This is a genomic window from Robinsoniella peoriensis (assembly GCF_000797495.1).
Taxonomy (GTDB): Bacteria; Bacillota; Clostridia; order Lachnospirales; family Lachnospiraceae; genus Robinsoniella; species Robinsoniella peoriensis.
In genome coordinates this window covers 69,039-94,568 of record NZ_JTGN01000004.1, presented here as the reverse complement: position 1 = coordinate 94,568, position 25,530 = coordinate 69,039, and the positions used below count along the sequence as shown (strand labels likewise).

Annotated in this window: 23 protein-coding genes and 1 pseudogene; 18 read left to right on the top strand and 6 right to left on the bottom strand. The window is 41.5% G+C overall.

What is annotated here, in order from left to right:
- The first annotated feature begins 70 nt into the window (after positions 1 to 70).
- The 7 genes from spoVAC (at position 71) to QR40_RS09235 (ending at position 8,418) form a co-directional block, all read left to right on the top strand.
- Positions 71 to 541, top strand: a complete 471-nt coding sequence (gene spoVAC, locus QR40_RS09265; RefSeq protein WP_027294439.1) for a stage V sporulation protein AC — start codon at positions 71 to 73, stop codon at positions 539 to 541.
- Positions 538 to 1,548, top strand: coding sequence for a stage V sporulation protein AD (gene spoVAD, locus QR40_RS09260; RefSeq protein ID WP_027294438.1), 1,011 nt, complete (start codon positions 538 to 540; stop codon positions 1,546 to 1,548). The genes spoVAC and spoVAD overlap by 4 nt, the downstream gene beginning before the upstream one ends.
- A gap of 30 nt (positions 1,549 to 1,578) precedes the next feature.
- On the top strand, positions 1,579 to 1,935 hold the full coding sequence (locus QR40_RS09255) for a SpoVA/SpoVAEb family sporulation membrane protein (protein ID WP_027294437.1): 357 nt from the start codon (positions 1,579 to 1,581) through the stop codon (positions 1,933 to 1,935).
- Between the two features lie 233 nt (positions 1,936 to 2,168).
- Positions 2,169 to 3,269 carry a glycerol dehydrogenase gene (locus QR40_RS09250; protein ID WP_027294436.1) on the top strand — a complete coding sequence of 367 codons (1,101 nt, stop codon included), beginning with the start codon at positions 2,169 to 2,171 and terminating at the stop codon, positions 3,267 to 3,269.
- Between the two features lie 150 nt (positions 3,270 to 3,419).
- The gene (locus QR40_RS09245; RefSeq protein WP_027294435.1) at positions 3,420 to 4,085 is read left to right on the top strand and encodes a response regulator transcription factor; all 666 of its coding nucleotides are present in this window, start codon (positions 3,420 to 3,422) and stop codon (positions 4,083 to 4,085) included.
- Positions 4,069 to 5,736 (top strand): sensor histidine kinase, encoded by a 1,668-nt coding sequence (locus tag QR40_RS29715; RefSeq protein ID WP_052377817.1) that lies wholly within the window; start codon positions 4,069 to 4,071, stop codon positions 5,734 to 5,736. Before QR40_RS09245 ends, QR40_RS29715 begins: the two co-directional genes overlap by 17 nt.
- A gap of 102 nt (positions 5,737 to 5,838) precedes the next feature.
- Positions 5,839 to 8,418 (top strand): ABC transporter substrate-binding protein, encoded by a 2,580-nt coding sequence (locus QR40_RS09235; RefSeq protein ID WP_044294567.1) that lies wholly within the window; start codon positions 5,839 to 5,841, stop codon positions 8,416 to 8,418.
- 982 nt (positions 8,419 to 9,400) lie between these two features.
- Here the strand turns inward: QR40_RS09235 and QR40_RS32515 are convergent.
- The 3 genes from QR40_RS32515 to QR40_RS09225 form a co-directional block, all read right to left on the bottom strand.
- The gene (locus QR40_RS32515; protein WP_255348072.1) at positions 9,401 to 9,523 is read right to left on the bottom strand and encodes a hypothetical protein; all 123 of its coding nucleotides are present in this window, start codon (positions 9,521 to 9,523) and stop codon (positions 9,401 to 9,403) included.
- A 69-nt stretch (positions 9,524 to 9,592) separates the two neighbouring features.
- Positions 9,593 to 10,153, bottom strand: coding sequence for a chromate transporter (locus QR40_RS09230; RefSeq protein ID WP_044294565.1), 561 nt, complete (start codon positions 10,151 to 10,153; stop codon positions 9,593 to 9,595).
- Positions 10,150 to 10,713: a chromate transporter gene (locus QR40_RS09225; RefSeq protein ID WP_044294563.1), complete on the bottom strand. Its 564-nt coding sequence runs from the start codon at positions 10,711 to 10,713 to the stop codon at positions 10,150 to 10,152. Before QR40_RS09225 ends, QR40_RS09230 begins: the two co-directional genes overlap by 4 nt.
- Before the next feature lie 235 nt (positions 10,714 to 10,948).
- Here QR40_RS09225 and QR40_RS09220 point away from each other — a divergent pair, with 235 nt between their 5' ends.
- The 3 genes from QR40_RS09220 to aroE all read left to right on the top strand — a co-directional run bounded on the left by QR40_RS09220 (position 10,949) and on the right by aroE (position 13,750).
- Positions 10,949 to 11,821, top strand: coding sequence for a LysR family transcriptional regulator (locus tag QR40_RS09220; protein ID WP_044294562.1), 873 nt, complete (start codon positions 10,949 to 10,951; stop codon positions 11,819 to 11,821).
- 180 nt (positions 11,822 to 12,001) lie between these two features.
- On the top strand, positions 12,002 to 12,862 hold the full coding sequence (locus QR40_RS09215) for an NAD(P)-dependent oxidoreductase (RefSeq protein WP_027294430.1): 861 nt from the start codon (positions 12,002 to 12,004) through the stop codon (positions 12,860 to 12,862).
- A gap of 30 nt (positions 12,863 to 12,892) precedes the next feature.
- Complete coding sequence (aroE, locus tag QR40_RS09210) at positions 12,893 to 13,750, top strand: shikimate dehydrogenase (protein ID WP_200889744.1); 858 nt, start codon at positions 12,893 to 12,895, stop codon at positions 13,748 to 13,750.
- 109 nt (positions 13,751 to 13,859) lie between these two features.
- Here aroE and QR40_RS09205 read toward each other — a convergent pair whose 3' ends face one another.
- Positions 13,860 to 14,855, bottom strand: coding sequence for an ABC transporter substrate-binding protein (locus QR40_RS09205; protein ID WP_027294428.1), 996 nt, complete (start codon positions 14,853 to 14,855; stop codon positions 13,860 to 13,862).
- A 191-nt stretch (positions 14,856 to 15,046) separates the two neighbouring features.
- Between QR40_RS09205 and QR40_RS09200 the strand changes: the two genes are divergently transcribed.
- The 4 genes from QR40_RS09200 to QR40_RS09185 all read left to right on the top strand — a co-directional run bounded on the left by QR40_RS09200 (position 15,047) and on the right by QR40_RS09185 (position 18,591).
- Positions 15,047 to 16,987 (top strand): OPT family oligopeptide transporter, encoded by a 1,941-nt coding sequence (locus QR40_RS09200; RefSeq protein ID WP_044294558.1) that lies wholly within the window; start codon positions 15,047 to 15,049, stop codon positions 16,985 to 16,987.
- A gap of 2 nt (positions 16,988 to 16,989) precedes the next feature.
- Complete coding sequence (locus tag QR40_RS09195) at positions 16,990 to 17,352, top strand: PqqD family protein (RefSeq protein ID WP_027294426.1); 363 nt, start codon at positions 16,990 to 16,992, stop codon at positions 17,350 to 17,352.
- A gap of 148 nt (positions 17,353 to 17,500) precedes the next feature.
- Positions 17,501 to 18,223 (top strand): phosphatase, encoded by a 723-nt coding sequence (locus QR40_RS09190; RefSeq protein ID WP_027294425.1) that lies wholly within the window; start codon positions 17,501 to 17,503, stop codon positions 18,221 to 18,223.
- 71 nt (positions 18,224 to 18,294) lie between these two features.
- Positions 18,295 to 18,591, top strand: a complete 297-nt coding sequence (locus QR40_RS09185; RefSeq protein WP_027294424.1) for a YerC/YecD family TrpR-related protein — start codon at positions 18,295 to 18,297, stop codon at positions 18,589 to 18,591.
- Between the two features lie 93 nt (positions 18,592 to 18,684).
- Here the strand turns inward: QR40_RS09185 and QR40_RS09180 are convergent, their stop codons facing one another.
- Complete coding sequence (locus QR40_RS09180) at positions 18,685 to 19,296, bottom strand: DUF1836 domain-containing protein (protein ID WP_027294423.1); 612 nt, start codon at positions 19,294 to 19,296, stop codon at positions 18,685 to 18,687.
- Between the two features lie 118 nt (positions 19,297 to 19,414).
- Entirely contained in the window at positions 19,415 to 20,077 is a 663-nt protein-coding gene (locus tag QR40_RS29710; protein ID WP_052430770.1) for a DUF1648 domain-containing protein, read from the bottom strand.
- Positions 20,078 to 20,463: 386 nt separating this feature from the next.
- Here QR40_RS29710 and QR40_RS09170 point away from each other — a divergent pair, with 386 nt between their 5' ends.
- From QR40_RS09170 to rlmD, 4 genes and pseudogenes are all read left to right on the top strand, one after another.
- Positions 20,464 to 20,694, top strand: coding sequence for a hypothetical protein (locus QR40_RS09170; protein ID WP_027294421.1), 231 nt, complete (start codon positions 20,464 to 20,466; stop codon positions 20,692 to 20,694).
- A 104-nt stretch (positions 20,695 to 20,798) separates the two neighbouring features.
- Complete coding sequence (gene pcrA / locus QR40_RS09165) at positions 20,799 to 23,006, top strand: DNA helicase PcrA (RefSeq protein ID WP_044294556.1); 2,208 nt, start codon at positions 20,799 to 20,801, stop codon at positions 23,004 to 23,006.
- Positions 23,007 to 23,089: 83 nt separating this feature from the next.
- Positions 23,090 to 23,305, top strand: a pseudogene (locus QR40_RS09160) (hypothetical protein); the annotation flags it as partial.
- A gap of 561 nt (positions 23,306 to 23,866) precedes the next feature.
- Positions 23,867 to 25,498, top strand: coding sequence for a 23S rRNA (uracil(1939)-C(5))-methyltransferase RlmD (gene rlmD, locus QR40_RS09155; RefSeq protein WP_044294554.1), 1,632 nt, complete (start codon positions 23,867 to 23,869; stop codon positions 25,496 to 25,498).
- The last annotated feature ends 32 nt before the right edge of the window (positions 25,499 to 25,530 follow it).

Sequence of the window (25,530 nt, the reverse complement as noted above, 5' to 3'; positions counted from 1 at the left end):
TCAAAATACTGATTAAGGAATAGCGCAGCTTGTGCTATTCAGGGAGATAAAGACGAAAGGAAGTATTATAATGGCGGATGTTTTAAAAGAGAGAAAAAATCAACAGTATAATGATTACGTCAAGAAAGTAACACCTACTCACAATCTCTGGGCAAATATGGCTAAGGCGTTTTTGGTAGGTGGAATTATCTGCGTCATTGGACAATTTATATTAAACTATGCATCTAATATGGGACTTGACAAAGAGACGGCGGGAAGCTGGTGTTCCATGCTTCTGGTTCTAATCAGTGTGATTCTGACAGGATTTAATATTTATCCTAAAATAGCAAAATTCGGTGGTGCAGGAACGCTGGTTCCGATTACCGGTTTTGCAAATTCAGTGGCAGCTCCTGCAATAGAATTTCAAAAAGAAGGTCAGGTATTCGGAATTGGATGTAAGATCTTTACCATCGCCGGTCCTGTAATTTTATATGGTGTATTTACCAGCTGGGCACTTGGTTTAATCTATTATATTCTAAGAATTACGGGGGTGGTAGGATGACTCAGATAGCAGGGCAGCAAAGTATAAAATTTGATAAATCCGCTCATATTATAAGTGCGGCATCTATCGTCGGGAAAAAAGAGGGTGAGGGTCCTCTTGGGAAATTATTTGACCTGGTCGGAGAAGAAGCATCCTTTGGTGAAAATACCTGGGAAGAAGCAGAGAGTACGCTGCAAAGAGAAGCATGTCAGCTGGCACTTGGAAAAGCAAAACTGCTGCCAACCCAGATGCGGTATGTTTTTTGCGGAGACCTTTTGGGGCAGCTGATTGCATCCTCCTTTGGTGTAATGAATTTCAACATTCCAATGTTTGGATTATATGGAGCATGCTCCACCTGTGGGGAATCACTGTCACTTGGAGCAATGGCGGTCAGCGCAGACTATGCCGATTATGTGATGGCGGTTACATCCAGTCATTTTGGAAGTGCAGAAAAGCAATTCCGTTTTCCTCTGGAATATGGAAACCAGCGGCCATTGGCAGCGACTTGGACAGTCACCGGCAGCGGGGCATTTATCCTGGCTAAAAAAGGAGGACATGCAAGAATTACCGGCATTACGACAGGAAAGATTGTAGATTACGGTGTAAAAGACTCCCTGAATATGGGAGCATGTATGGCGCCGGCAGCTTGTGACACCATCTATCAGAACCTGATGGATTTCAACCGCCAGCCGGATGACTATGACAAAATCATTACAGGAGATCTTGGATATGTGGGACAGACTATCCTGATTGATTTATTGAAAGAAAAAGGCTTTGATATCAGCCGTGTGCATATGGACTGCGGTATTGAAATTTATGACAGAGAGACACAGGATACTCATTCCGGTGGAAGCGGATGCGGATGTTCAGCAGTCACTCTGGCGGCTAAAATACTCCCTAATGTGGAAAAGGGAGCCTGGAAAAGGGTGTTATTCGTACCAACCGGTGCACTGCTGTCGCCTACCAGTTTTAACGAAGGTCAGAGTGTACCGGGAATAGCGCATGGTGTAGTGATCGAGCATTGCTAACACCTGGGATTGTCAGCAAAGGAGATAGTTATGGAATATATTAATGCTTTTTGGGTGGGCGGACTGATCTGTGCACTGGTACAGATCCTGATGGAAAAAACAAAACTGATGCCGGGACGCATCATGGTTATTCTTGTGTGTCTGGGAGCGGTACTAGGAGCAGTGGGGCTCTACGGACCATTCCAGGAATTTGCAGGAGCCGGTGCAAGTGTTCCGCTTCTGGGCTGGGGCAATGTATTGTGGAACGGTGTTAAGAAAGCAATCGAAACGGACGGATTTATCGGGATATTCATGGGGGGATTTACTTCCAGTGCAGTAGGTGTGTGTGCGGCACTGGTATTCTCTTATCTGGCAAGTTTGGTATTTAAGCCAAAAATGAAAGAATAGCCAGATATGTAAAACCAGCCGGGATGCAGAAGCAGGCTTCAAACCCTTTTAAGAGTTTGAGTTATGGTTCGGCCGTCCCGGCTGGTTTTACGTTTTGCTGGTTTTATATCTGCCCGGAATTTACTTTCACCATGCAGCGTGATATAATAAATACCGTACGGTCCGTGTTCCTTACATAAAGATAAGAATATGGATAAACAGACAATTACATTATTTATAAGGAGGAAAGCAACATGGCAAATATAATTGGAAGCCCAAGCCGTTATATACAAGGAAAAGGTGAATTAAAAAATCTCTGCAGCCATGCGGAAAAATGTGGAAAGAACCTATTTATTTTAACAAGTGAATCCGGGAGAAAACGTGTAGAACCTGTCATAAATGAAGGGATGAAAGATACTTCCTGTGCAGTTACTTATGAAGTATTCGGGGGAGAGTGCAGCAAAACTGAGATTAATCGGATTATAGATGCATGCAGGGAAAAGAACGGAGAAGTCATCGTTGGAATCGGCGGGGGAAAAACCCACGATACTGCAAAAGCAGTAGCTTATTATATGAATAAGCCGGTTATCATTGTACCAACCATAGCGTCCACCGATGCACCTTGCAGCGCACTTTCCGTAATCTATACAGAGGAAGGGGTATTTGAAGAATATCTGTTCCTTCCCTCCAGCCCGAACATGGTTCTGGTGGATACGGATATTGTCAGCAAGGCACCTTCCAGGCTTTTAATTGCAGGAATGGGAGATGCACTGGCTACTTATTTTGAAGCCAGAGCCTGCCAGAAATCAAATGCAGCCAACTGTGTGGGAGGAAAGTCCACAAAAGCGGCTATGGCGCTGGCTGAGCTTTGCTATGACACATTATTGGAAAACGGCTTATCGGCAGCATTGGCTGTAAAAGAAAAAGTGTGTACAAAAGCCGTAGAAAATATTATTGAAGCAAATACTTATCTGTCCGGTATCGGTTTTGAAAGCGGCGGCCTGGCAGGAGCACATGCGATCCACAACGGACTGACAGCCATTGAAGAAACACATTCATTGTATCATGGGGAAAAAGTAGCGTTTGGTACCCTGGTTCAGCTGATATTGGAAGATGCAGATTCAGATGAAATCGATACGGTAATTGGTTTTTGCGAGGAAGTGGGCTTGCCGGTGACCCTGGAAGGCCTTGGCATAAAGGAAGTAAAACCGGAAAAAATCATGGATGCTGCAAGGCTTGCATGCGCACCTGGTGAAACCATTCACAATATGCCATTTGAAGTTACACCGGAGGACGTGTATGCCGCTATCATGGGGGCAGATGCAATGGGAAGATACTTGACCTGCGATGAATAACAGAAGAAATTGTGAAAAAGATGAATGTCCCTGTGGCATCCATCTTTTTTTATGCCATAAATTACCCGGGACAAATACTGAAACTTCACACAAAACACAAAAAAGTATGATAAAATTACATTGATTCTTTAATATAATAAGAGGTGTGATATGAAAGAGATACTTGTCATAGAAGATGAAGCAGATATACAGGAACTGTTAACGGCATTTTTGGAGGATTCCGGGTATAAGGTCACGGTGGCGGGTGACGGAGTTGCGGGAATTACCAGCTTCCATGGCCGTCCCTTTGATCTGGTACTGCTGGATATTATGCTGCCTAAAATTGACGGATATGGTGTATGCGAGGTAATCCGCCAGGAATCTTCCGTTCCTATTGTAATGCTGACGGCTTTGGACAGTGAAGAAAATCAGGTGAAAGGCTATGATCTGAGGGTTGATGACTATATTACCAAACCATTTTCCATGCAGATCCTGATCCGTAAGATAGAGGCGGTACTTCGGCGGACTTCCCCTGTACAGGAGACAAATCAGCTGGTATACCGGAATCTGGTACTGGATTTGGACGGTTATAAAGTATTCGTTGACGGTGAAAACATAGAGTTAACACAGAGGGAATTTGAACTTCTCCGGGAGCTGCTTCAAAATCAGGGCAAAGTCCTGACAAGGCAGGCGCTGCTGAACGGACTTTGGAAATATGATTTTTATGGCGATGAGCGGGTTGTAGATACCCATATAAAAAATTTACGGAAGAAACTGGATGTAGATTATATTGAGACAATCAGAGGGGTGGGATATCGGATTGATAAAACGTATTAGAGGAAGCCTTACACTTAAAATATTTCTCATTACCAGCCTGATACTGATCTGCGTCTGTGGTGTTACATATGGTTTTATCGCTTATTTTATGCCGCAGACCTATACTTATGGAATCAGCGAGGACATGGATAAAAAGACGGATGCTCTTGTGGCAGATTTAGAGAATATAAAATTTGAGGATAGTGGTCCGCTATTTGATGATTTTATTGTAAACAATACGGTAGACCTGCAATTATTGGATGCTGAAGGCAATGAAATCCAGCGCCCGGGCAGCGTGCAGTCAGGATTTGTAGAAACCATTGGAAAACAGTCAATGCTGGCCATCACTATCAATGAAAAGGAGCAGAATTCTGCTGCAGATGCAAGCAGTATTGCTGTTGGCTCAATGCATTCAGCTACTACGGGAAACGAGGCGATTGAAACAGTTGAAGTAATTGACAGAAGCGCTGTAAAAAAAGAATCATCAGAAGAAACAGAAGAGAAGTCTGATGATAGCCTGCTGGCTTATTCGAATGCCCTTGCAACAAACACAGACATCTATGGTTTTATTGAGAATCCTGTGGATATATCCGTCATGACTACAAGTGCCAGCGTTGATTATGGTATGCAGAAACCAGTTACGTTTTCCGGATCAGATAAAGAATATGAACTTTACGTATTAGGAGCGTACCGGTTTGTGAATCAGGCGGTAGAGGCGATGAATAAAATATTGCCCTGGCTGATCGTTGTCATTGTATTTATATCTACGCTGACTGCCTATTTATATTCCAGGTATATCACAAGACCGGTAGTACGCCTTAGCAAAATATCAAAAAAGATGTCTGACCTGGAGTTTAACTGGATCTGTGATGAAAAACGCAATGATGAGATCGGGGTACTGTCCTCAAGCCTGAATGAACTGTCCCTGAAGTTATCTACCGCATTAAGCGAACTGAAAAGTGCAAACGAATCGCTGCAGAAGGATATTGAAACAGAACGTAAACTGGAGCAAAAACGGCTTGAATTTTTCTCTGCCGTATCTCATGAATTAAAGACGCCCATTACTGTTATGAAAGGGCAGCTGGAAGGAATGATGTATCAGGTTGGTATCTATAAAAATAGGGATAAATATCTTGCCAGATCTTATTCAGTTGCCTGTACGATGGAAGACATGGTGCAGGAGATTCTGACGGTATCCAGGATGGAAGCGTCGGGGTTTATGCCCCAAATGGAAGAATTTAACCTGGGAAATATGGTAAAGGATTGTGCCCATAGACAGGATGATTTGTTTATCCAAAAGGATATGGAGGTTTCTTACCACATTAGCAATGACCTCTATGCACGTGGAGACAAGAAGCTTCTGCAAAAGGCATTAAATAACATTATCAGCAATGCCATCCACTATTCACCGGATGGAGCAAAAATTCAGATTGAAGCATATAAAGAGGACCAAAAATTGACGGTGAGGGTAGAGAATTCCGGTGTACATCTGGATGAAGCAGCAGTCCCACGCATTTTTGAAGCATTTTTCCGTGTTGAAAAATCCAGAAACAGAAACACCGGCGGCAGTGGACTTGGGCTGTATATTGTCAAAATGATCCTGGAACTTCACAAAGCCGACTATAGAATAGAAAATACTTTCAATGGTGTAGCTTTTACATTCTCCATATAAAACACATATAAAATACAAAACATCCACAAAAGGTTTTGTTAGGATTAGAACGTGCAAAAGCGCAAAGAAAAATCATTCTAACAAACAGGAGGTTACAGTGAGATGATTCTTAAAAGGATGGCAGGAGTGGTAATGGCAGCAATGCTGTTAACAACCTTCTTAACAGGGTGTTCCTCAAATGGAACTGAGCAGTCGGATGGCAGTAATGGCACTGATAATGGAAATACAAAAGAGGCTGCAGCTATGGGAAGGTATCTGGAAGAGGATGTAGTTCTTCCGGAGGGTATTACAGATATACAGGCATTGTGTGAAATGGAAGATGGAAGCCTGCGGTTAGCAGGAATGGGGGAAAACTATACCGGCGGAGTCTGGGAGACAAAGGATCAGGGAAAGAAATGGGATAAAGTATTTGATTATCCGGAAGAATTAAAAGGAAACGAAATGAAATATTTAACTTCCGTAGCCCTGTCGCCAAAGGGAGGCGCAGCTGCAATTACTACCGATTATTCTAAGGTGGATATGCAAAGCGGACAGGGCGCCGTTGAGACCGGTTACTGGACTATGGATGATTCAGGTAAAGCCGTTCCGTTACCGGTAGCCCTTGGAAACAGCAGTGGCGGGGGGCAGAGTACAAATATTTCCAATCAGGAACCGGTCAGTGAAGGGCAGGAAGAAGGCGGAGCAGACAAACTGGATATACAGATGAGCAGTAGGGAAATGGAGGAAGCTGATAATACTGAGGTTCAGACCGGAGCTGAAAGTGCAGGACAAAGTGCAGGCGAAAGTGTAGGCGAAAGTGTAGGCGAAAGTGCAGGCGAAAGTGTAGGCGAAAGTGCAGGACAAAGTACGGGACAAATTTCCCAGATGGAAATACCCCAGTATCTGAATAGCTGGAAATATGCGCCGGATAACAATCTGGTAGGAATGGGGATGGATGGGAAAATTCATATAATAGACCCGGCAAACGGAGCAGTGCTAAGGTCTATTGAAAATAGTGACGCATATTTTACAAATACCGGTTTTGTGGGAAATACATTGGCAGCATATGCAGGCAGCGGGGTTTATTACTATGATATGACTACCGGAAGCGCCCTGGAAAAAGATGAAGTTTTAAACGAACAGCTGGGTACCAATAATGAAAACGGCGGCATTTCATTTGGCGGGGGCAATTCGGCTGTTCTTCTGCAGGGGGGGAAAGAAGATAATATTTTATACTATTGTAACAAAGATGGTATTTTCCGTCATGTCCTTGGCGGTAATGTATCTGAACAGCTGATAGATGGATCTCTGAATTCAATGGCGGATCCAAGTGTTACATTAAGCAATCTGTCAGCAATGAAAGACGGTGCGTTCTTCCTGGCTTACTGGAAAGATATGAGCAGCCATCTGGTTCGGTATACATATTCTGAAGATACGCCGTCTGTTCCGGAAAAAGAAGTAAAAATCTATTCTCTGAATGAAAATGCAGAAGTGCGGCAGGCAATTGCATTATACCAGAAACAAAATCCGGACATCCGAGTGAATTATGAAGTTGGACTTACCGGCGATGATGGAGTCACGGTGTCCGATGCAATCCGAACATTAAATACAAATATTATGGCTGGAAAAGGACCTGATCTATTCGTTTTAGATGGAATGTCCATAGAATCTTATCAGAATAAAGGACTTCTGGCAGATTTGAGCGAAATCATAAAGAAGGTATCAGGGCAGGACGGTTTCCTGGAAAATATCACAAAGCCATATGAAAAGGATGGTAAAATATATGCAATTCCAACCAGATTTATGGTACCGGGAATTCAGTCTGATAAGAAAAACCTGGATGGAATCAAAGATTTAAAGACTCTGGCAGATACTTTGCAAGGCTTGAAACAGGAAAATGCAGATAAAGATATTCTGGGAAGTAAACAACCGGAAGATTTAGTAAAACGCTTGTATGATACATCCGCCAGCGAGTGGATAAAGGAAGACGGAACCTTAAAGGAAGATGCATTAAAAGAATTTTTTACCCAGTTAAAGAAAATCTATGATCTTGATAAGAAAGAACAGACAGATAGCTATAACTCTATTACTATGAATATTAGCGGTTTATCACACATGAGTGGAATTGCAGATGATTCCATGAGCTACCTTGCAGGAACCACCATGGCAAATATAGGAAATATCAATTCCATAACTGATCTTATGCAGGTAGTGGCAATAAATGAAAAGTTAAAAGACAGTGGTTATAAAACACTGGATGGCCAGGCTTCCAAAGTCTTTGTACCAGGTACTATGATTGGTATCAGCAGTAAGGCAGCGAACAAAGAGTCTGCCGAAAAACTGGCATCCTACATGTTATCCAAAGATGCCCAGACCGTAAGCCAGGGAGGCGGATTCCCGGTAAACAAAGCAGCTTTTGATCAAATTTTCACAGCGGAAGCCGGTAATAGTGTTCCTGGGATGGCGATTTCAACCGTTAGCGAAAATGGCGTAGATCTCTCTCTTGAGCTGAAATGGCCCACAGAGGAACAGGCTGCAGAATTTAAGGCTTTAGCCGAAGGTCTGACTACACCTGCAAACACAGACAGCATTATACGGGAAGCAGTGAACAGTGCAGCGGATAGCTGCCTGAATGGAACTACAAGTATCGATGAAGCGGTAAAAGCAGTGATGCAGAAAGTAAATCTTTATCTTTCAGAGTAAACGCAGGCAGGAAGAAAGGTAAATTATAACAGCTGGTTGGATCGTAAGTAATATCCAACCGGCTGTTTTTGCTGTAATAAATTTTACGTATGGCTTATGGGCCGCTATTCCAAACAATCTTATGAGTCATTACTTGAAAGCGAGACTCATTGCAGGTTTATTATATTTGGGTTTAGCTGATTAAGACGCTTTGTAGATGTAGGTAGTGTACGGAAAGAGAAGGGGACGGACCAGGACATTGGTTTGGAAGGCTTACCGCAGAACTGGCATTTTCTAACCTTCCCGGAGCACTTTTTGGCGGCACGCGGGCATTCGCTGCGAAATCCTGATGCATTTCGCAGCTCACTGCCCGCTTAGTATCCGATGGGAGCCAGTCGAATACTATCCGCCAAAAAACACTCCGGCAAGGTAAGTAAATGCTCAGATCTGCTATACGCCTTCCAAACGCCTGCCATGGTCCGCCCCCTTCTCTTTCCGGGATCCAGTTTATTGATACAAAGCTGGTTTTCTCAGCATGGATGGGCCCCGGGGTTGTGGCATGCTGTACGCTATTGGCATAGAACACTTAAAAACCAATAAACCAATAAACCAATAAACCAGCTGGATGTTATCATTCTGAACTGTCTCTAAATTCTACTACAGTATATTTGTGGTTTTAGTACCTACATCCAGTTAAGTCTGTGATCAGGAAAGCAGGTAAAATTTCGTCTTATCATCCCCTTTCACACTGAACTGCCGTAACACACTCTGCTGCATCCAAAAACGAGCAGACCGTCACAGCCCAGGGGTCTCTACCAGGCTGAGAAAACCAGCTTTGTATCAACGAATGCTATCTCGGAAAGATGGGTGTGGGAAACTGGTATGGGCGTAGGAAGCGTAGAGCAGAGCTGAGTATTTACTTACCTTTCCGAAGTGTTTTTTGGCGGATAGTATTCGACTGGCTCCCATCGGATACTAAGCGGGTACTGAACCGAGAAATGCATCAGGATTTCTCGGTGAATGCCCGCGTGCCGCCAAAAAGCGCTTCGGAAAGGTTAGAAAATACCAGTTCTGCGGCCAGCTGACGGAGCCCATGCCAGTTTCCCACACCCATCTTTCCGTACACTACCTATCATCTACAAAGCGTCCTTAATCAGCAAAACCCAATTTTAAGAAGAATTTGTTCCCAGTAGTACTAGTAGATAAAATAGCCAGCGATACCAGAAAGCACCATAACCAGAATGGGATTCCATTTCCATTTGCGAAGCAGGAGCAGGCAGGCACCAAAGAGGCAACAGGCGAATATGTCCGGATGCAGAGCGGAAATATCTAATTCAGATGTACCGCAGAAAGCAAGCAGAAGGATTACACCGGCAGAGGATGCAATCAGTCCTGCGGATACCGCTTTTAATCCGTTTAATACCTGGAACAGATAGCGATTACTGCGGTATTTATTGAAAAAGCGGTACAGGAATATGGATATGATAAAGCCGGACAGAATACATCCAATAGTTGCGGTAACAGCCCCCGGGATGCCTGCAATTCTAAGTCCCGTAAAAGTGGAGGTATTGACTGCCAAAGGTCCGGGTGTCATCTGGGAGATTGTAATGATATCGGTGAACTCCTGAAGTGTAAGCCAGTGTTCCAGTTCAACCACCTGTTCCTGGATCAGGGGAATTGTGGCGTAGCCCCCTCCGATGCTGAACAGCCCGATCTGGGTAAATCTGTAAAAAAGTATGAGCAGCAGCTTTGTCATACAGTCACCTCATTTCTGCGTATAAAGCATTCCAGCAGGCAGAGCAGGGCACTGGCTGCAATGATCAGTGCAGCATTTATCTGCAGGAAGAAGCTGGCAATAAAAGCCAGAGGAATTAAAATTGAAAAAAACAACCGGCCTTCTTTAAAAATATTGCGGCACATATCGTAGACCAGATCCACGATTAAAGCTGCGACACCGGCCTCCATTCCTTTTAAAACGGCAGATACCACCGTATTATCGCGAAATGCCTGATAACCGGCACTGATCACGGATAATATGAGAAGTGCCGGCAGGACAGAAGCCAGTCCGCTGATAATGGCGCCTTTAAGCCCGGCGGTTTTATAGCCTGCGAGCACGGAGAGATTGACGGCAATTGCACCTGGTGAGGACTGTGCGATTGCAGCCATATCCAGAAGTTCGGATTCGCAAAGCAGGTTCTTGTTCTGCACAAAATATTTCCGGATCATAGGAATGACTACATAGCCGCCCCCGAAAGTAAAAGCGCTGATAAAGAAATTAATTCCAAAGAGCCAGCAGAGCAGAGGTAATTTTTTCATAGGTGAAATCTCCTTTTTCATAAATGGTCAAGTCGAAAACTACACCGCAGGCAACCGTGTTTGGACTTTTGCAAAAGCCGCAGTCGCCAAATGACCCCAAACGCGCTCATACGGCTCGTTGCCTGCGGGAATAAATTATTTAGCAGTTTCATTATAACCCCTGATGATATATAATTAAAATTATATTATTTTATATAGAACATAACAAAATAGTAATGAATAGGAGGAGATAGAAATGACAATACGCCATCTTCGGATTTTTAAAATTGTCTGTGAGGAAGAAAATATTACAAAAGCAGCGAAAAAACTATATATGACCCAGCCTGCTGTGTCTCATGTCATAAACGATCTGGAAGAAAAAATAGGCAATACACTGTTTGACCGGGTGTCCAAGCGGATTTATCTGAATGAATTCGGAAAGTTATTTCTGGACAAAGCCATCCGTGTACTGGATTTGTACGATGATCTGGAAGGCGGCCTGGATACCCTGAAAGAGCAGGCAGTTTTACAGATTGGTTCCAGTATAACGATTGCTAATTTCTGGCTGCCGTCCCTGCTGAAGAGATTTGAAGAGCAATGGAAGAATACTCCCGTCCGGGTAGAAGTGGAAAGTGCCCGGGTTATTACCGAAAAGCTTTTGCAAAATGAAGTTGATCTTGCATTGATAGAAGGAGTCTTTCCCAGGGATAATCTGGTCTGTATTCCCTTTTCTTCGTACCGCCTTGTGGTGTTGTGCGGCACTGGACATCCTCTGTCATCTGCAAGTGAGGTGCAGATTGAAGAACTTGCACAACAAAAATTATTGCTAAGAGAGAAGGGGAGCGCAATACGGGATACTTTCCAAAGTGCAATGACTTTACATAATCTGTCTGTGTCTCCGGCATGGACCAGCGTAAATTCCCAGGCATTGATTCAGGCAGCCAGAAATAACCTGGGTGTTACCATTATGCCTGATATTCTGGTGGAAAAAGAATGTGAGAGAAAAGAACTGGTGCCATTGACGGTAGCCGGACTTTATATGGAGAATCAAAATTATCTGGCATATCATAAGGATAAATTTTTGTCGGAGCCAATGCAGGGGTTTCTGAAAATCCTGGAGAGTGTCTGAAAATTCATTCCAGCTGTCTGCATGTCCCACTTTGTGTTATATTTGTTCCAAATCCAGATACATAGCCCGTTGTGCTTCCTTCATTTATGTATCGGTGCAGGAGCTATTGACATTCCGGCATTATTGCGGGTAAAATAAAATTATTGCTGTACCCCTATTACATAAAAAGGAGAAGATGAGATGAAGAAAATCGGGTTTATCGGTGTTGGAATTATGGGAAAATCAATGGTGAATAATTTAATGAAGGCAGGATATGAAGTTTCTTTCTATGCCAGAAATAAGGCAAAAACGGAGGATGTAATTGCAAAAGGAGCCGTTTATCATCCAACTATTCCGGAGTGCGTAAATGGCTGTGACGCGGTAATTACAATCGTAGGATTCCCAAAAGATGTGAGAGAAGTCTATTTTGGGAAGGATGGCATACTGGAAAATGTATCGGAAGGAACATATGTGATCGATATGACCACCTCAAGCCCTAAATTAGCGGAAGAAATCTATGAAGAGGCTAAAAAACGCGGAATTCACGCGCTGGATGCTCCGGTAACCGGAGGGGATGTAGGCGCCCAAAATGGGACGCTGTCCATACTGGCAGGGGGAGATCCACAGGCATACGAGAAATGCCTCCCTGTTTTTGAGGCAATGGGAAAGAACATCCATCTGGAAGGGAAAGCAGGAAGCGGGCAGCATACCAAAATGGTAAACCAGATAATGATAGCCGGTACCATATCCGGTATCTGCGAAGCATTTGCTTATGCAAAAGAGAAGGGTTTGGATATACCTACGGTGCTGGATTCCGTTGCCACAGGGGCAGCCGGAAGTAAGCAGCTGGAACTGCAGGCGGCGAAAATGCTGGAACAGGATTATGCACCGGGATTTTTTATTAAGCATTTTATTAAAGATATGAAACTGGCGAAGGAAGAGGCTGAGGCAGACGGACTCACCTTAAAAGTGTTGGATCAGACACTTGCAGCATACGAAGAATTGGAAAAAAGAGGAGACGGAGAACTTGGAACCCAGGCACTCATTAAATATTTTGAATGACTAAAAATAAAATGAAAGAAGGGGATTAATATGTCGAAAAATTACCGATCTGAACTGGTTGGCGTTTTTGGCTGCCCGATAGATGAAAATCCAACGGGTGTCATGGAAGAAGCTGCATTTGAAAAAATGGGTCTGGATTACCGTTATCTGACAATCAAAGTAGAAAAAGAAGATCTGGGAGCGGCTATGAATGCCGTGCGTGCATTTGGAATGAAGGGGATTAATTTAACCATCCCTCATAAAGTCAAAGTACTTTCATACCTGGATGAGCTGTCAGAAGCCGCAGAAATTATCGGTGCCGTGAACACCGTAGTAAACCGGGAAGGGAAACTGTTTGGAGAAAATACAGACGGAAAAGGATTTTTAACAGCCCTTAAAAAAGAGGGCATAGAAGTCCGGGATAAGAAGATCGTGATATTAGGAGCAGGAGGTGCGGCCCGGGCAATCGGTGTGGAGTGTGCGCTGGCTGGGGCTCTGGAAATTACGGTTGTAAACCGTAATGAAGACCGTGGTATGGAACTGGCGGCACTGATTGAAACAAAAACGGAAGCAGCAGGGAAATTTGTGAAATGGGAGGGCTGCTATCAAGTGCCGGAAGATACAGACATTCTGATTAATGCCACCTGTGTAGGCCTGTATCCAAATGTATCGGACAAGCCGGAGATTAACTACGACACCATAATGTCCGGCATGGCAGTCAGCGATGTGGTTTTTAATGATCCCAATACGCTATTCTTACAGGAAGCTGCAATAAGGGGCGCGAAGACCGTAAACGGACTTGGAATGCTGGCCCAGCAGGGAGCGCTTAATTTCACCCTGTGGACGGGAGCTGACGCACCTGTGGGAGTGATGGAAGATACCTTGAAACGGGAGTTTGGATTAAAATAAGCAGGTTATTTGTGGTTCCTTACAATAAATGGATTGTGGGAAATACGCGCTGGATGTGTTTGAAAATTGCTTAATGCCATCTGCAAAATATACAGATGGCATTTTATTGTTATTTTGCCGCTTTTTGGGCAAAACTAGTATTAACCAGCTTATCATAAGGTGCGCGCTGGCTCAGTTCCCCGGCATTATCCAGGATATCCTGAAGGAGATTGAAACTATTTTCTTCAAATACCATGTTATCTTTCCAGGTTTCCTGTTCGTGGTAACGTTTTACAATGGTTGTAATTGTAGCAAGATCTGTTTCTTTAAACTGCGGCTCAATAATTTTTGCGATTTCTTCCGGCGTATGGGAATTCACATAGTCCATACCTTTTTGCAGGGCATCGGTGAAGCCCTGGATAATTTCAGGATTCTTTTTGATGAAACTGCCTTTAGCGCTGTATGCGGTGTATGGCACATAACCGGAATCCGTACCGAGGGAGGCAACAACGTGGCCGCTGCCTTCTTTTTCAAGAGAAGTGGCACCAGGCTCAAATTCTACCGTAAAGTCACCCTGACCGCCGGAGAATGCAGCAGCGGTAGATCCAAAATCAATACTTTGGTCTATATTTAAATCGGTTGCCGGATTCAATCCATTTTGTTTTAAGATGTACTCGAATACCATTTCAGGCATACCGCCTTTGCGGCCGCCAAGAACATTTTTTCCTTTCAGGTCACTCCAGGTAAAATCAGGCATATCCTGTCTTGCAACCAGGAAGTTACCTGCACGCTGAGTGAGCTGTGCAAAGTTTACCACATAATCTGAGGCTCCTTCGTTATAGGCGTAAATGGTAGATTCGCTTCCCATAAAACCGATGTCAGCATCACCCGATACTACAGCGGTCATAGTTTTGTCCGCACCAAATCCTGTGACAAGCTCCAGTTCAATTCCTTCTTCCGCAAAATAACCTTCCTGAATTGCCACATACTGTGGTGCGTAGAAGATGGAATGTGCCACTTCATTTAAAGTAACTTTGGTCAGTGTGTCCGATTCTTTTTTACAGCCGATACAGGTCAATGCCAGAAGAACTGTAAAAGCAGCTAACAGTAAAAGCTTTTTTTTCATAACTTACCTCCAAAAGATCTAATGCTATAAGATATGAAAAATTGCGTAAATGTTGCAAAGAAAACCAACAAATCTAAAAGATAAATAAAAAAGATTAACAAATACTAAAGAAATTATGTAAAATTAGTTGATATTATGAACAAAATCATGTTATAATAACACGAACAAAAAAGATAAAGGGAGAAAGACACATGAACGAAAAACAAAGTTTCAAGCCGTATATTCCTGCTGACAAGTCAGTACCGGAATTTACGCCGACAGCCATCATCCTGGGTGTATTGCTGGCTGTTCTGTTCGGTGGCGCAAATGCGTATCTTGGACTTCGTGTAGGTATGACCGTATCTGCATCAATTCCAGCTGCCGTTATCTCAATGGGCGTTATCCGCGTCATTTTGAGAAAAGACTCCGTATTGGAGAACAACATGGTACAGACGATTGGTTCTGCCGGTGAGTCTGTAGCCGCAGGTGCTATTTTCACGCTGCCAGCGTTATTTTTGTGGGCAAAAGAGTGGGGAACAGCAGCACCGTCTTTACTTGAGATTGCAATTATTGCATTTATCGGTGGTACATTAGGAGTTCTCTTCATGGTACCTCTTCGTAAAGCCTTAATTGTACAGGAACACGGAACACTTCCATATCCGGAAGGTATGGCATGTGCTGAAGTACTTTTGGCTGGTGAGCAGGGTGGTGCAAAAGCGTCCACTGTATTTGCTGGTTTAGGTATTGCTGCAGCTTACAAATTTATCACAGACGGATTTAAATTATTCCCAAGTGAAGTACATTATGAAATTCCTGCTTATAAAGGAGCGGGTGTTGGTATGGACGTATTACCAGCACTGTTAGGTGTTGGTTATATCTGCGGACCAAAGATTTCATCATATCTGTTTGCAGGTGGTGTACTCGGATGGTTTGTGTTAATGCCATTAATCGTATTATTTGGTGCAAATGTTACATTGTTCCCGGCTACTATACCGATCGCTCAGATTTATGAAGAGGGAGGATCTTTTGGTATCTGGTCCAATTACATTAAGTACATTGGTGCAGGAGCTGTAGCATGCGGTGGTATCTTAAGTTTAATTAAGTCACTGCCACTTATCATCAAAACTTTCAAAGACGCTATTAAAGGATACGGAAAAGGCGGAGCTGCTAATTCCAACATTCGTACTGATCAGGATCTTTCCATGCCGGTTATTTTTATCTCTATACTTGCATTGGCTATTGCAATCTGGCTGATCCCGATTATTCCGGTAAACTTATTTAGTGCTGTTTTGATCGTAGTATTCGGATTCTTCTTTGCAACTGTATCTTCACGTATGGTTGGATTGATTGGTAGCAGTAATAACCCGGTTTCCGGTATGGCTATTGCAACACTGCTGATTTCATCCATGGCATTGAAAGCAACCGGACAGGTAGGACAGGGCGGAATGACAGCAGCAATTGCAATCGGTTCTGTTATCTGTATTATCGCAGCAATTGCAGGCGATACTTCACAGGATTTAAAGACAGGTTATATTTTGGGTGCTACACCTAAGAAACAGCAGATTGGTGAAATCATCGGTGTATTAGCAGCTGCGATCGCTATCGGTGGTATCTTATATCTGTTAAATGAAGCATGGGGATATGGTTCTGCTGAACTTCCTGCACCACAGGCTACTCTGATGAAGATGGTAGTAGAAGGTGTTATGGGCGGTAACTTACCATGGAACCTGGTATTTGCAGGTGTGTTCATTGCACTTGTAGTAGAAGTATTAGGAATCCCGGTACTTCCATTTGCAGTTGGTTTATATCTTCCAATCCATTTAAGCACACCTATGATGGCTGGTGGACTCGTAAGATTATTTATTGAAAAGAAAAAGGGAATGGACGAGAAGAAAAAGAAAAATGCCATCGATGGCGGCGTGCTTTATTGTTCTGGCCTTATTGCCGGTGAAGGATTAATTGGTATTCTGTTAGCAGTATTTGCAATTATTCCTATGTCAGGCGGATCTCTTGGAGATGCCATTGCAAAAATCGGCGGTGGAATATTCCCCGAAAGTGTTGCTAAGATCGTTGGATTAATCTTCTTTGCTCTGTTAATCTTCTCATTGTTGAAGTTCTCTTTATTCTTAAAGGAAAAGAAAGCTAAGGCATAAGAATGGGAAAGAAAAACAAGAAGAATTATCTTGACTTTGTTCCGATCTGTAATCCTAAGTTTGAATGGGATCTGGATAAAAAAGGGAACGTAGTCGTTCACATGGAAAATAAAGGTTTCTACAATTGGATTGCCCAGAAAGTATTTAAAAGACCCAGATTCAGTCATATTACACTGGATAACTACGGAAGCTTTGCGTGGCAGCTGATGGATGGCAGAAAAACAGTATTTCAAATCGCAAATGAGATGAAAGTACAGTTTGGCGATAAAGCCGAACCGTTGTATGAACGCATGACGAGATTTTTTCAGACATTGTATCAGAATAATTTTATTGGATATGTGAGTGAAAAGAAAAAGAAAAAATAATTACAGACAGCCCGGTGTTTCAGCCGGGCTGTTTTTCTGTGAAAGACACTTTGTTGGAACAAAATTATCATAAAAGGAAAACGGAACTTGAAATTTCCCCATGAAACACGTATAATAACCATGTTAGAACAGAAAGAAGGTTAACGAGATGAGATACGTATTAGATTCACATACACATACGCTGGCCAGCGGACATGCATACAGTACGATTCATGAAATGGCCTATGAGGCTGCAGCAAAAGGTCTGGAACTGCTTGGGATTACTGAGCATGCACCTAAGATGCCGGGGACCTGCCATGAATACTACTTCATGAACCTGCGTATATTGGAGCGCAGCATGTGTGGAATAGAAGTTTTATTTGGGGCAGAAGTTAATGTACTGGATTATGACGGTAATCTGGACATGGATGACAGCCTTTTGAAAAAAATGGATGTGGCAATTGCAAGCCTGCACACACCCTGTATAAAATCCGGTACAAGAGAAGAGAATACAAGAGCATGTCTGAATGCCATGAAAAATCCATATATTAATATTATCGGACATCCGGATGACAGCCGTTTCCCGCTGGACTATGAAGCGCTTGTCCTGGGGGCAAAAGAACATCAGGTACTGTTAGAACTTAATAACAATTCCCTGCATCCCCTGGGAGCCAGAGAGAACCCAATTCCAAATGATATTGTGATGTTGGAAATGTGTAAAAAATATCAGGTACCAATCATCTTAGGCAGTGATGCCCACTGCGCCGCAGATGTGGGAAATCATCAGTTTATAGACAAACTGTTTGAATGCTTTGAATTTCCGGAAGAATTAATCGTAAATCGTTCTGTGGATGAATACAAAAAGTATATCAACCGCTATAAAAATCGATAAACTTCTTTACACTAAAGTTTCGCTGTGCTAATATATAAAGTACAACAACGAACGAATGAAGGGGTAATTTTATGAGCAAAAAAATCAGGACAGAAGCAGTTGACCAACTGTTTGAGGCTATTTTAAATCTAAAAGATAAAGAAGAATGTTATTTATTCTTTGAAGACGTATGTACTGTTAATGAATTGCTTTCTTTATCACAGCGTTTTGAGGTAGCTAAGATGCTAAGAGAGCATAAAACGTATCTGGAAATTGCAGAAAAGACAGGAGCATCTACGGCAACCATCAGCAGAGTAAACCGTTCATTGAATTATGGTAATGATGGGTATGAAATGGTATTCGACCGTATGCAGGAAAAAAAGCAGTAATATTAAAAAGATAGAAGAATATAAAACAGGCAGAGCTGCTCTTTAAAAAGCATCCTGCCTGTTTTTAGATTTTTGATATTAGATTTTTGATTTTCACTTTTTACTTTTTTCTAAATCTTTTTTTGGAAGTTCATCAATTAATTTTTCAATCAGCTGTTTTTTAATATATACATCAAAACTCAGCAGGCAGATAAAAGAAAAATGTTTTAGAAATGCCTGATCTTCTTCATCTGCATTTTCAAAGGTCTTCTGGGAAGTATTGTATTTTTCCAAAATATCCTTAGAAATTTCATTTACCTGGCTTTTCTCCAAACTGAATACTTCCTGGTAGAGTGTCTCCATATTAAAGTCGGAATCGTTATGAAAGTATTTTTCTGTTATGGGATGGAGCAGTGTCTGAATGTCAGTGATGGATAGCACGCCTTTAAAATAATATATAAAAATCAAAACCAGCAGATGTTCTTTTGAATACTTTTTCTTCAGCGGTGGCGGAAGCAGGTCATTTTTAGCATAATTATTAATCATGGTCTTTGTCAAAATCTTATCATCTGAATTTCGTTTCGAATGGGCTAAGTGCGAATCCATAAAAGTAGTTACCTGGTCCATGTATAGGTCAATATTTGGAATATCTGCAGGTTTGATATAATCAATTCTGGATAAGCTGCGCAATATGCTGTTTATCATATCATCTGTATCTATTGTCATCTTGTTCACCTCTGATTACATTATATAGTTTTCATTACTATTTGTAAATGTTTTTATTGTAGTTTGTAATATTTCTTAATACTATCTACAATATCAGAGAAAAACATAATTGCAATTTCTACCTTAAAACGTATTTTTTAGCAATAACACATTCATAGATGATCATGATAATGATACAGCCCGGCATTGCACTCAGAGTGAGACACACCGTACATAATGTCTGATCCTTCAATCCCACAAATCCGCTTGCTATAAAGAACAGTGAATATCCCATAAACAGAAATCCCACCGCACGGTTATATTTTTTCAGATCAGATATTTTCTCCTGTTCCGGGGCTTTCATAACGGAGTAAATACCCACCGGTTTTTTGGCAAAGCACATCGTGATTCCACCCAGAAAAATAAAGATTCCAATAATCCAGGTAACAACAGCAAGAGAAGGCTTAAAGTTAATTCCGTTCTTAATAAATGCGGAAATATCTGTATCATGGGAAAAGGTACCAATTAATGTAATTATTGTGATAAGATTAAAAATAACAACCAGGATGATGCCTGCAATATGAGCATCTTCCGATTTCAAAATAACCTTCACGAATGCACAGATTGCCAGAGTAAAAATAGGGAAAATCAAAAGTTCATACTTACTCCCGATGACATTCATTCCGCTACCGGATAAATTAACTGAAGTCGTGATTTTATCCGGTAGGAAATACAAGCTGATCAGGGTCAGAATCAAAGGCAGGCACATCAGAATGTTATATATGAGGTAACGGCGTTTCATAACATTGACTCCTTTCATTTTTTTAATTTAGTGTAACACCGATTTGGGTACCCTTCAACCGGTTTGGCTTAAGGTAAAGATATTTCAGATTGAGATATAGCTCTATTCGTGTAGAAGATGAATATAGGCGGGTAGAATATAGGGAATGTATCGGTACACAATGAGCGAGTATGTAATGAATGAGCATATAATGTGAGTGCATGTAATGAGGGAGCATGTAATAAATGTGCATGTAATAAGAGGGGATGTAATTAAAATGCCTGTAATAAGAAGCATGTAATAAGAGGAATGGAGGGTGTCATGTTATAAGAGGAATGGAGGGTTGCAAATTAGGAGGGAATGTACTAAGATATTAGAGGTATATCTATGGAAAGGAATGAAAATTAATGCGTGAAGAACAGTTTAAGATGGAAAGGCCGGGGTTGGTAGAGGAAGGACAGGAAGTAGAGATCGTAGAGATCAACACCTCGATGAATTACAGCTATATCATAGAGCCTGCAGTCGCTATGTCTGGGTGCTTTCCGTCCGGCAGAAGAATTAAGGCAAGAAAAGGGATCATTAAGAAAATTGAAAATACCCCAAGAGGTTACATCGTCACCGCGGCTTTTGATGAATAGAGGGGAATAATCTTAAAATAAGATGAAAAATGTGGATTCTTGGTGACAGAAGCCTCATTTTATTATATAATAAAACCCGAGACTAAAAGTTAGGTGGTATTACAATGAGCATATACGATACATTGAATGACATGCAGAAATCGGCGGTATTCCATACGGAAGGTCCGTTATTATTACTGGCTGGGGCAGGTTCCGGCAAGACCAGGGTTCTGACACACCGCATTGCATATCTGATTGAAGAAAAAGGGGTAAACCCGTGGAATATTATGGCAATTACCTTTACAAATAAAGCGGCAGGAGAGATGCGTGAGCGTGTAGACAGCCTGGTGGGTTTCGGATCCGAAAGTATCTGGGTATCCACATTCCACTCTACCTGTGTCAGAATCTTAAGACGTTACATAGACCGCTTGGGTTATACGAATAATTTTACCATTTATGACAGCGACGATCAGAAAACTCTGATGAAGGATGTCTGCAAACGCCTGCAGATAGATACTAAAGTATATAAAGAAAAAGCACTGCTGGGAGCAATTTCATCTGCAAAAGACGAACTGGTTAGTCCGCAGGCATACGAATTAAATGTTGCAGGCGACTTTGGAAAGCAGAAAATTGCACAGGCTTATAAAGAATACCAGAAGCAGCTTCACAGCAATAATGCGCTGGATTTTGATGATTTAATTGTAAAAACAGTAGAGCTGTTCCAGAATTGCCCGGATGTATTGGATTACTATCAGGAACGATTCAAATACATCATGGTAGATGAGTATCAGGATACCAATACGGCACAGTTTAAGCTGGTAAGTCTGTTTGCAGAAAAATATCAGAACCTTTGCGTAGTGGGTGATGATGACCAGTCTATTTACAAATTCCGTGGTGCCAATATCGGAAATATTTTAAATTTTGAAAAAATGTTCGCCAATGCAAGAACAATTAAACTGGAGCAGAATTACCGTTCCACCCAGAATATCTTAAATGCCGCCAATGATGTGATTCGAAACAATGTAGGCAGAAAAGAAAAAACACTCTGGACCGATAATGAGGAAGGTGATTTAATTCATTTTCGTCAATTTTTAACGGCTTTTGATGAAGCAGAGTATATTGTGGGAGATATTGCGCAGAATATACGAGAAGGCAATTATGAATATAAGGATTGCGCGATTCTCTATCGAACGAATGCCCAGTCCCGTATGTTCGAAGAAAAATTCCTGATGGCAAATATTCCTTATAAAATCATCGGGGGCGTAAATTTCTACGCCAGAAAAGAAATCAAAGACCTTCTGGCTTATTTAAAGACGGTAGATAATGCCATGGACGACCTGGCAGTTAAGAGAATCATTAATGTACCAAAAAGGGGTATCGGAGCCACTTCCCTTGGCAAGGTGCAGGAATATGCAGATGAGTATGATATGAGCTTCTATGATGCGTTAAAAGATGCTGAGAGCATTGCAACACTGGGAAGAAGTGCAGTAAAAATAAAACCATTTGTAACCTTCATCCAGACACTGCGCAGTAAACTGGATTATCTGTCAGTACAGGAAATTATGAAATCAATCATCGACGAAACCGGGTATGTAAAAGAACTGGAAGCAGAAGACACCGATGAGGCGAGAGCCAGAATTGAAAATATCGATGAATTGATCACTAAAGTTGTATCTTATGAAAGTGATGCTGAAGAGCCGTCACTGAGCGGATTTTTAGAAGAAGTAGCCCTGGTAGCGGACATCGATAACCTGGATGAAGAGAGCAGCCATGTAGTACTGATGACCCTGCATAGTGCCAAAGGACTGGAGTTTCCAAACGTGTATCTGGCCGGAATGGAAGATGGCATATTCCCGAGTTATATGACTATAACTTCCGACGATCCCCTGGATATCGAAGAAGAGCGCCGTCTGTGTTACGTGGGAATTACAAGAGCAAAGCAGCGTTTGACCCTGACCAGTGCAAAGCAGCGAATGATCCGCGGTGAAACACAGTATAACAAAGTATCCAGATTCATCCGGGAAATACCACGGGACCTGGTAGCTGTTGGCGGACAGGTGAAGGATAAAGTGGAAGATATTCCCAAACCAACCAATTATGCCCAGGCAAAAACAGCATTCAAAACAAAAATATTTGATCCCAAACAATTCCAGGTAAAGAAGGCGGATACCTTGGATTACAGTGTTGGAGATCAGGTAAAACACATTAAATTCGGCATAGGAACCGTAGAGGGAATCGTAGAAGGCGGCAAGGACTATGAAGTAACCGTCAACTTCGAAAAAGCAGGCGTAAAAAAGATGTTTGCGGCCTTTGCAAAACTAAAGAAAGTATAAAATATTTTTTTCATATAGTAAAATTTAGTATTTAGTGATATACTAGTCATAAGAGTAAATCTAATGAAAGGACGTGTAAGGATATGAACAAATTTGAAGAATTACTGGCTGCATTACAGAAAAAAGAGGATGACAAAAACAAAAATACAGTGCTTTGGGTTTTGGCAATTATCGGTGCTGTAGCAGCAGTAGCAGCAATCGCTTATGGTGTTTATCGTTATTTCACGCCGGATTATCTGGAAGACTTTGAAGAGGACTTTGATGATGATTTCGATGATTATTTTGATGATGCGGATGATATAATTGACGATGTAAAAGAAGACGTCAAAGAAGCAGCAGAAAAAGTGAAAGACGCCGTTGAAGACGCAGTAGATTAATTAAAAATGCATAAAAGGGCAGATGTCATTTGGCACCTGCTTTTTTTTACGAAAAAATTGTAATATGTCGAGAGATTTGGTAGAATAGAGTTATTGGATAAATGTTGTGAAAATATGTTGTAGATATATGTTGTTTTGAAGCATATTTTTAAATATAAGCATAGTGGTTTAATCATATGATTTCTTCACTGGTTCATAGAAAATATTATTCATATGTTGGTAGAAAACAAGATGAGTTGGAATTCTATTTTAAGCGAAAGGGCAGCTAAAAAATTAGTTTAGTTAATATTGATAATAAACATTTAGCTATAAAGAATATATATATTTCCAGAGTAATGTTTTCGCATACTGGTAAAAGAAAAATATTTATATTATGCAGAGTGATATATATTAATGTAAAATATAAAACATGGATAGTTTTTGATTAAAGTTAACAAAGAGTAATTACGAAAAATATGAAATGTAAATGGAGCGTAAGTTATAGTGAAAAAAGGTCAAGTATTAGAAGGTGTTATAAAAGAAGTTGTATTCCCTAACAAAGGGATTGTAGAAGTTGAGAATGAAACAAAAACAGTAATTGTAAAAAATGGAGTTCCCGGACAGAAAGTACGCTTTTCCATCAATAAAATCCGAAAAGGAAAATGCGAGGGACGATTGTTAGAAGTAATTGAAAAGTCACCTGTGGAAGTAGAACCATCCTGCCCGCATTTTGGTATCTGCGGTGGCTGTACATATCAGAATCTGGATTATCCAACTCAGTTGGTTATGAAAGAAAAACAGGTAAAAGATCTGGTAGACAGCGTCTGTCAGAATTATGAATTCGAGGGAATAAAAGGTAGCCCACGACAGTTTGCATATCGTAATAAAATGGAATTTTCATTTGGGGATGAAGTTAAAGATGGCCCATTGGCATTAGGTATGCATAAAAGGGGAAGCTTTTACGATATTGTAACGGTTGATCAGTGTGAAATCGTGGATGATGATTATAATAAGATTCTGGCCTGCGTGTTGGAATATTTTAAAGAAACGGATCTTAGTTTTTATCATAAGCTATCTCACCAGGGATACCTGCGTCATCTGTTGGTACGTAAAGGACAAAAGACAGGAGAAATTTTAATTGATCTTGTAACCAGTACGCAATCAGCTCCCAGTCTGGAGGGACTGAAGGACAGGCTTTTGGAATTAGAATTAGAAGGCAGAATCGTTGGGCTATTAAATACATTGAATGACAGTCTGGCGGATGTGGTTCAGAATGATGAAACCAAAATTTTATATGGACAGGATTATTTTTATGAAGAATTGTTAGGGCTGAAATTCAAAATCTCTCCATTCTCATTCTTTCAGACGAATTCACTTGGTGCAGAGGTGTTGTATGAGACAGCACGTTCCTATGTGGGAGAGACGAAAGACAAAGTGATTTTTGACCTCTACAGCGGCACTGGAACGATAGCACAGATGTTAGCTCCAGTTGCAAAAAAAGTGATTGGAATTGAGATCGTAGAAGAGGCAGTGGAAGCTGCTAAAGTAAATGCGGCTTTGAATAATCTGGATAATTGTGAGTTTATTGCAGGAGATGTATTGAAAGCAATTGATTTAGTTAAGGAAAAACCGGATCTTATTGTCCTTGATCCGCCAAGGGATGGGATTCATCCGAAGGCCTTGTTGAAGATTATTGATTTTGGGGTGGATAGAATGGTTTATATTTCCTGTAAGCCTACCAGTCTGGTGAGGGATTTGGAAGTGCTGCAGGGGAGAGGGTATGAGGTTGTGAAGGTTGTGGGGGTTGATATGTTTCCTGGGACTGGGCATGTGGAGACCGTTGTCCTTTTGTCCAAACTGAAATCGGCCAAATCTATTGAGGTTAAAATCGAACTTGATGAGATGGATTTGACAACAGCAGAGAGTAAGGCAACCTATGATGAAATAAAGCAATATGTGTTTGAACATACTGGGTTGAAGGTATCGCAATTATATGTGGCACAGGTTAAAAGAAAGCATGGTTTAATAGAACGGATTAACTATAATGTTGGTGATGGGAAATCTAAAGTTCCGCAGGTGCCAGTGGAAAAAGAAAAAGCGATAGAAGATGCACTAAGGTATTTTAAGATGATTTGATGAAAGCTGATAGCGAAGCAGGTATTCCGTGA

Bases quoted from the DNA above. Each gene is read 5' to 3' on its own strand.
- spoVAC (WP_027294439.1), top strand. From the start codon at position 71: ATGGCGGATGTTTTAAAAGAGAGAAAAAATCAACAGTATAATGATTAC.
- spoVAD (WP_027294438.1), top strand. From the start codon at position 538: ATGACTCAGATAGCAGGGCAGCAAAGTATAAAATTTGATAAATCCGCT.
- QR40_RS09255 (WP_027294437.1), top strand. From the start codon at position 1,579: ATGGAATATATTAATGCTTTTTGGGTGGGCGGACTGATCTGTGCACTG.
- QR40_RS09250 (WP_027294436.1), top strand. From the start codon at position 2,169: ATGGCAAATATAATTGGAAGCCCAAGCCGTTATATACAAGGAAAAGGT.
- QR40_RS09245 (WP_027294435.1), top strand. From the start codon at position 3,420: ATGAAAGAGATACTTGTCATAGAAGATGAAGCAGATATACAGGAACTG.
- QR40_RS09235 (WP_044294567.1), top strand. From the start codon at position 5,839: ATGATTCTTAAAAGGATGGCAGGAGTGGTAATGGCAGCAATGCTGTTA.
- QR40_RS09230 (WP_044294565.1), bottom strand. From the start codon at position 10,153: ATGACAAAGCTGCTGCTCATACTTTTTTACAGATTTACCCAGATCGGG.
- QR40_RS09225 (WP_044294563.1), bottom strand. From the start codon at position 10,713: ATGAAAAAATTACCTCTGCTCTGCTGGCTCTTTGGAATTAATTTCTTT.
- QR40_RS09220 (WP_044294562.1), top strand. From the start codon at position 10,949: ATGACAATACGCCATCTTCGGATTTTTAAAATTGTCTGTGAGGAAGAA.
- QR40_RS09215 (WP_027294430.1), top strand. From the start codon at position 12,002: ATGAAGAAAATCGGGTTTATCGGTGTTGGAATTATGGGAAAATCAATG.
- aroE (WP_200889744.1), top strand. From the start codon at position 12,893: ATGTCGAAAAATTACCGATCTGAACTGGTTGGCGTTTTTGGCTGCCCG.
- QR40_RS09205 (WP_027294428.1), bottom strand. From the start codon at position 14,855: ATGAAAAAAAAGCTTTTACTGTTAGCTGCTTTTACAGTTCTTCTGGCA.
- QR40_RS09200 (WP_044294558.1), top strand. From the start codon at position 15,047: ATGAACGAAAAACAAAGTTTCAAGCCGTATATTCCTGCTGACAAGTCA.
- QR40_RS09195 (WP_027294426.1), top strand. From the start codon at position 16,990: ATGGGAAAGAAAAACAAGAAGAATTATCTTGACTTTGTTCCGATCTGT.
- QR40_RS09190 (WP_027294425.1), top strand. From the start codon at position 17,501: ATGAGATACGTATTAGATTCACATACACATACGCTGGCCAGCGGACAT.
- QR40_RS09185 (WP_027294424.1), top strand. From the start codon at position 18,295: ATGAGCAAAAAAATCAGGACAGAAGCAGTTGACCAACTGTTTGAGGCT.
- QR40_RS09180 (WP_027294423.1), bottom strand. From the start codon at position 19,296: ATGACAATAGATACAGATGATATGATAAACAGCATATTGCGCAGCTTA.
- QR40_RS29710 (WP_052430770.1), bottom strand. From the start codon at position 20,077: ATGAAACGCCGTTACCTCATATATAACATTCTGATGTGCCTGCCTTTG.
- QR40_RS09170 (WP_027294421.1), top strand. From the start codon at position 20,464: ATGCGTGAAGAACAGTTTAAGATGGAAAGGCCGGGGTTGGTAGAGGAA.
- pcrA (WP_044294556.1), top strand. From the start codon at position 20,799: ATGAGCATATACGATACATTGAATGACATGCAGAAATCGGCGGTATTC.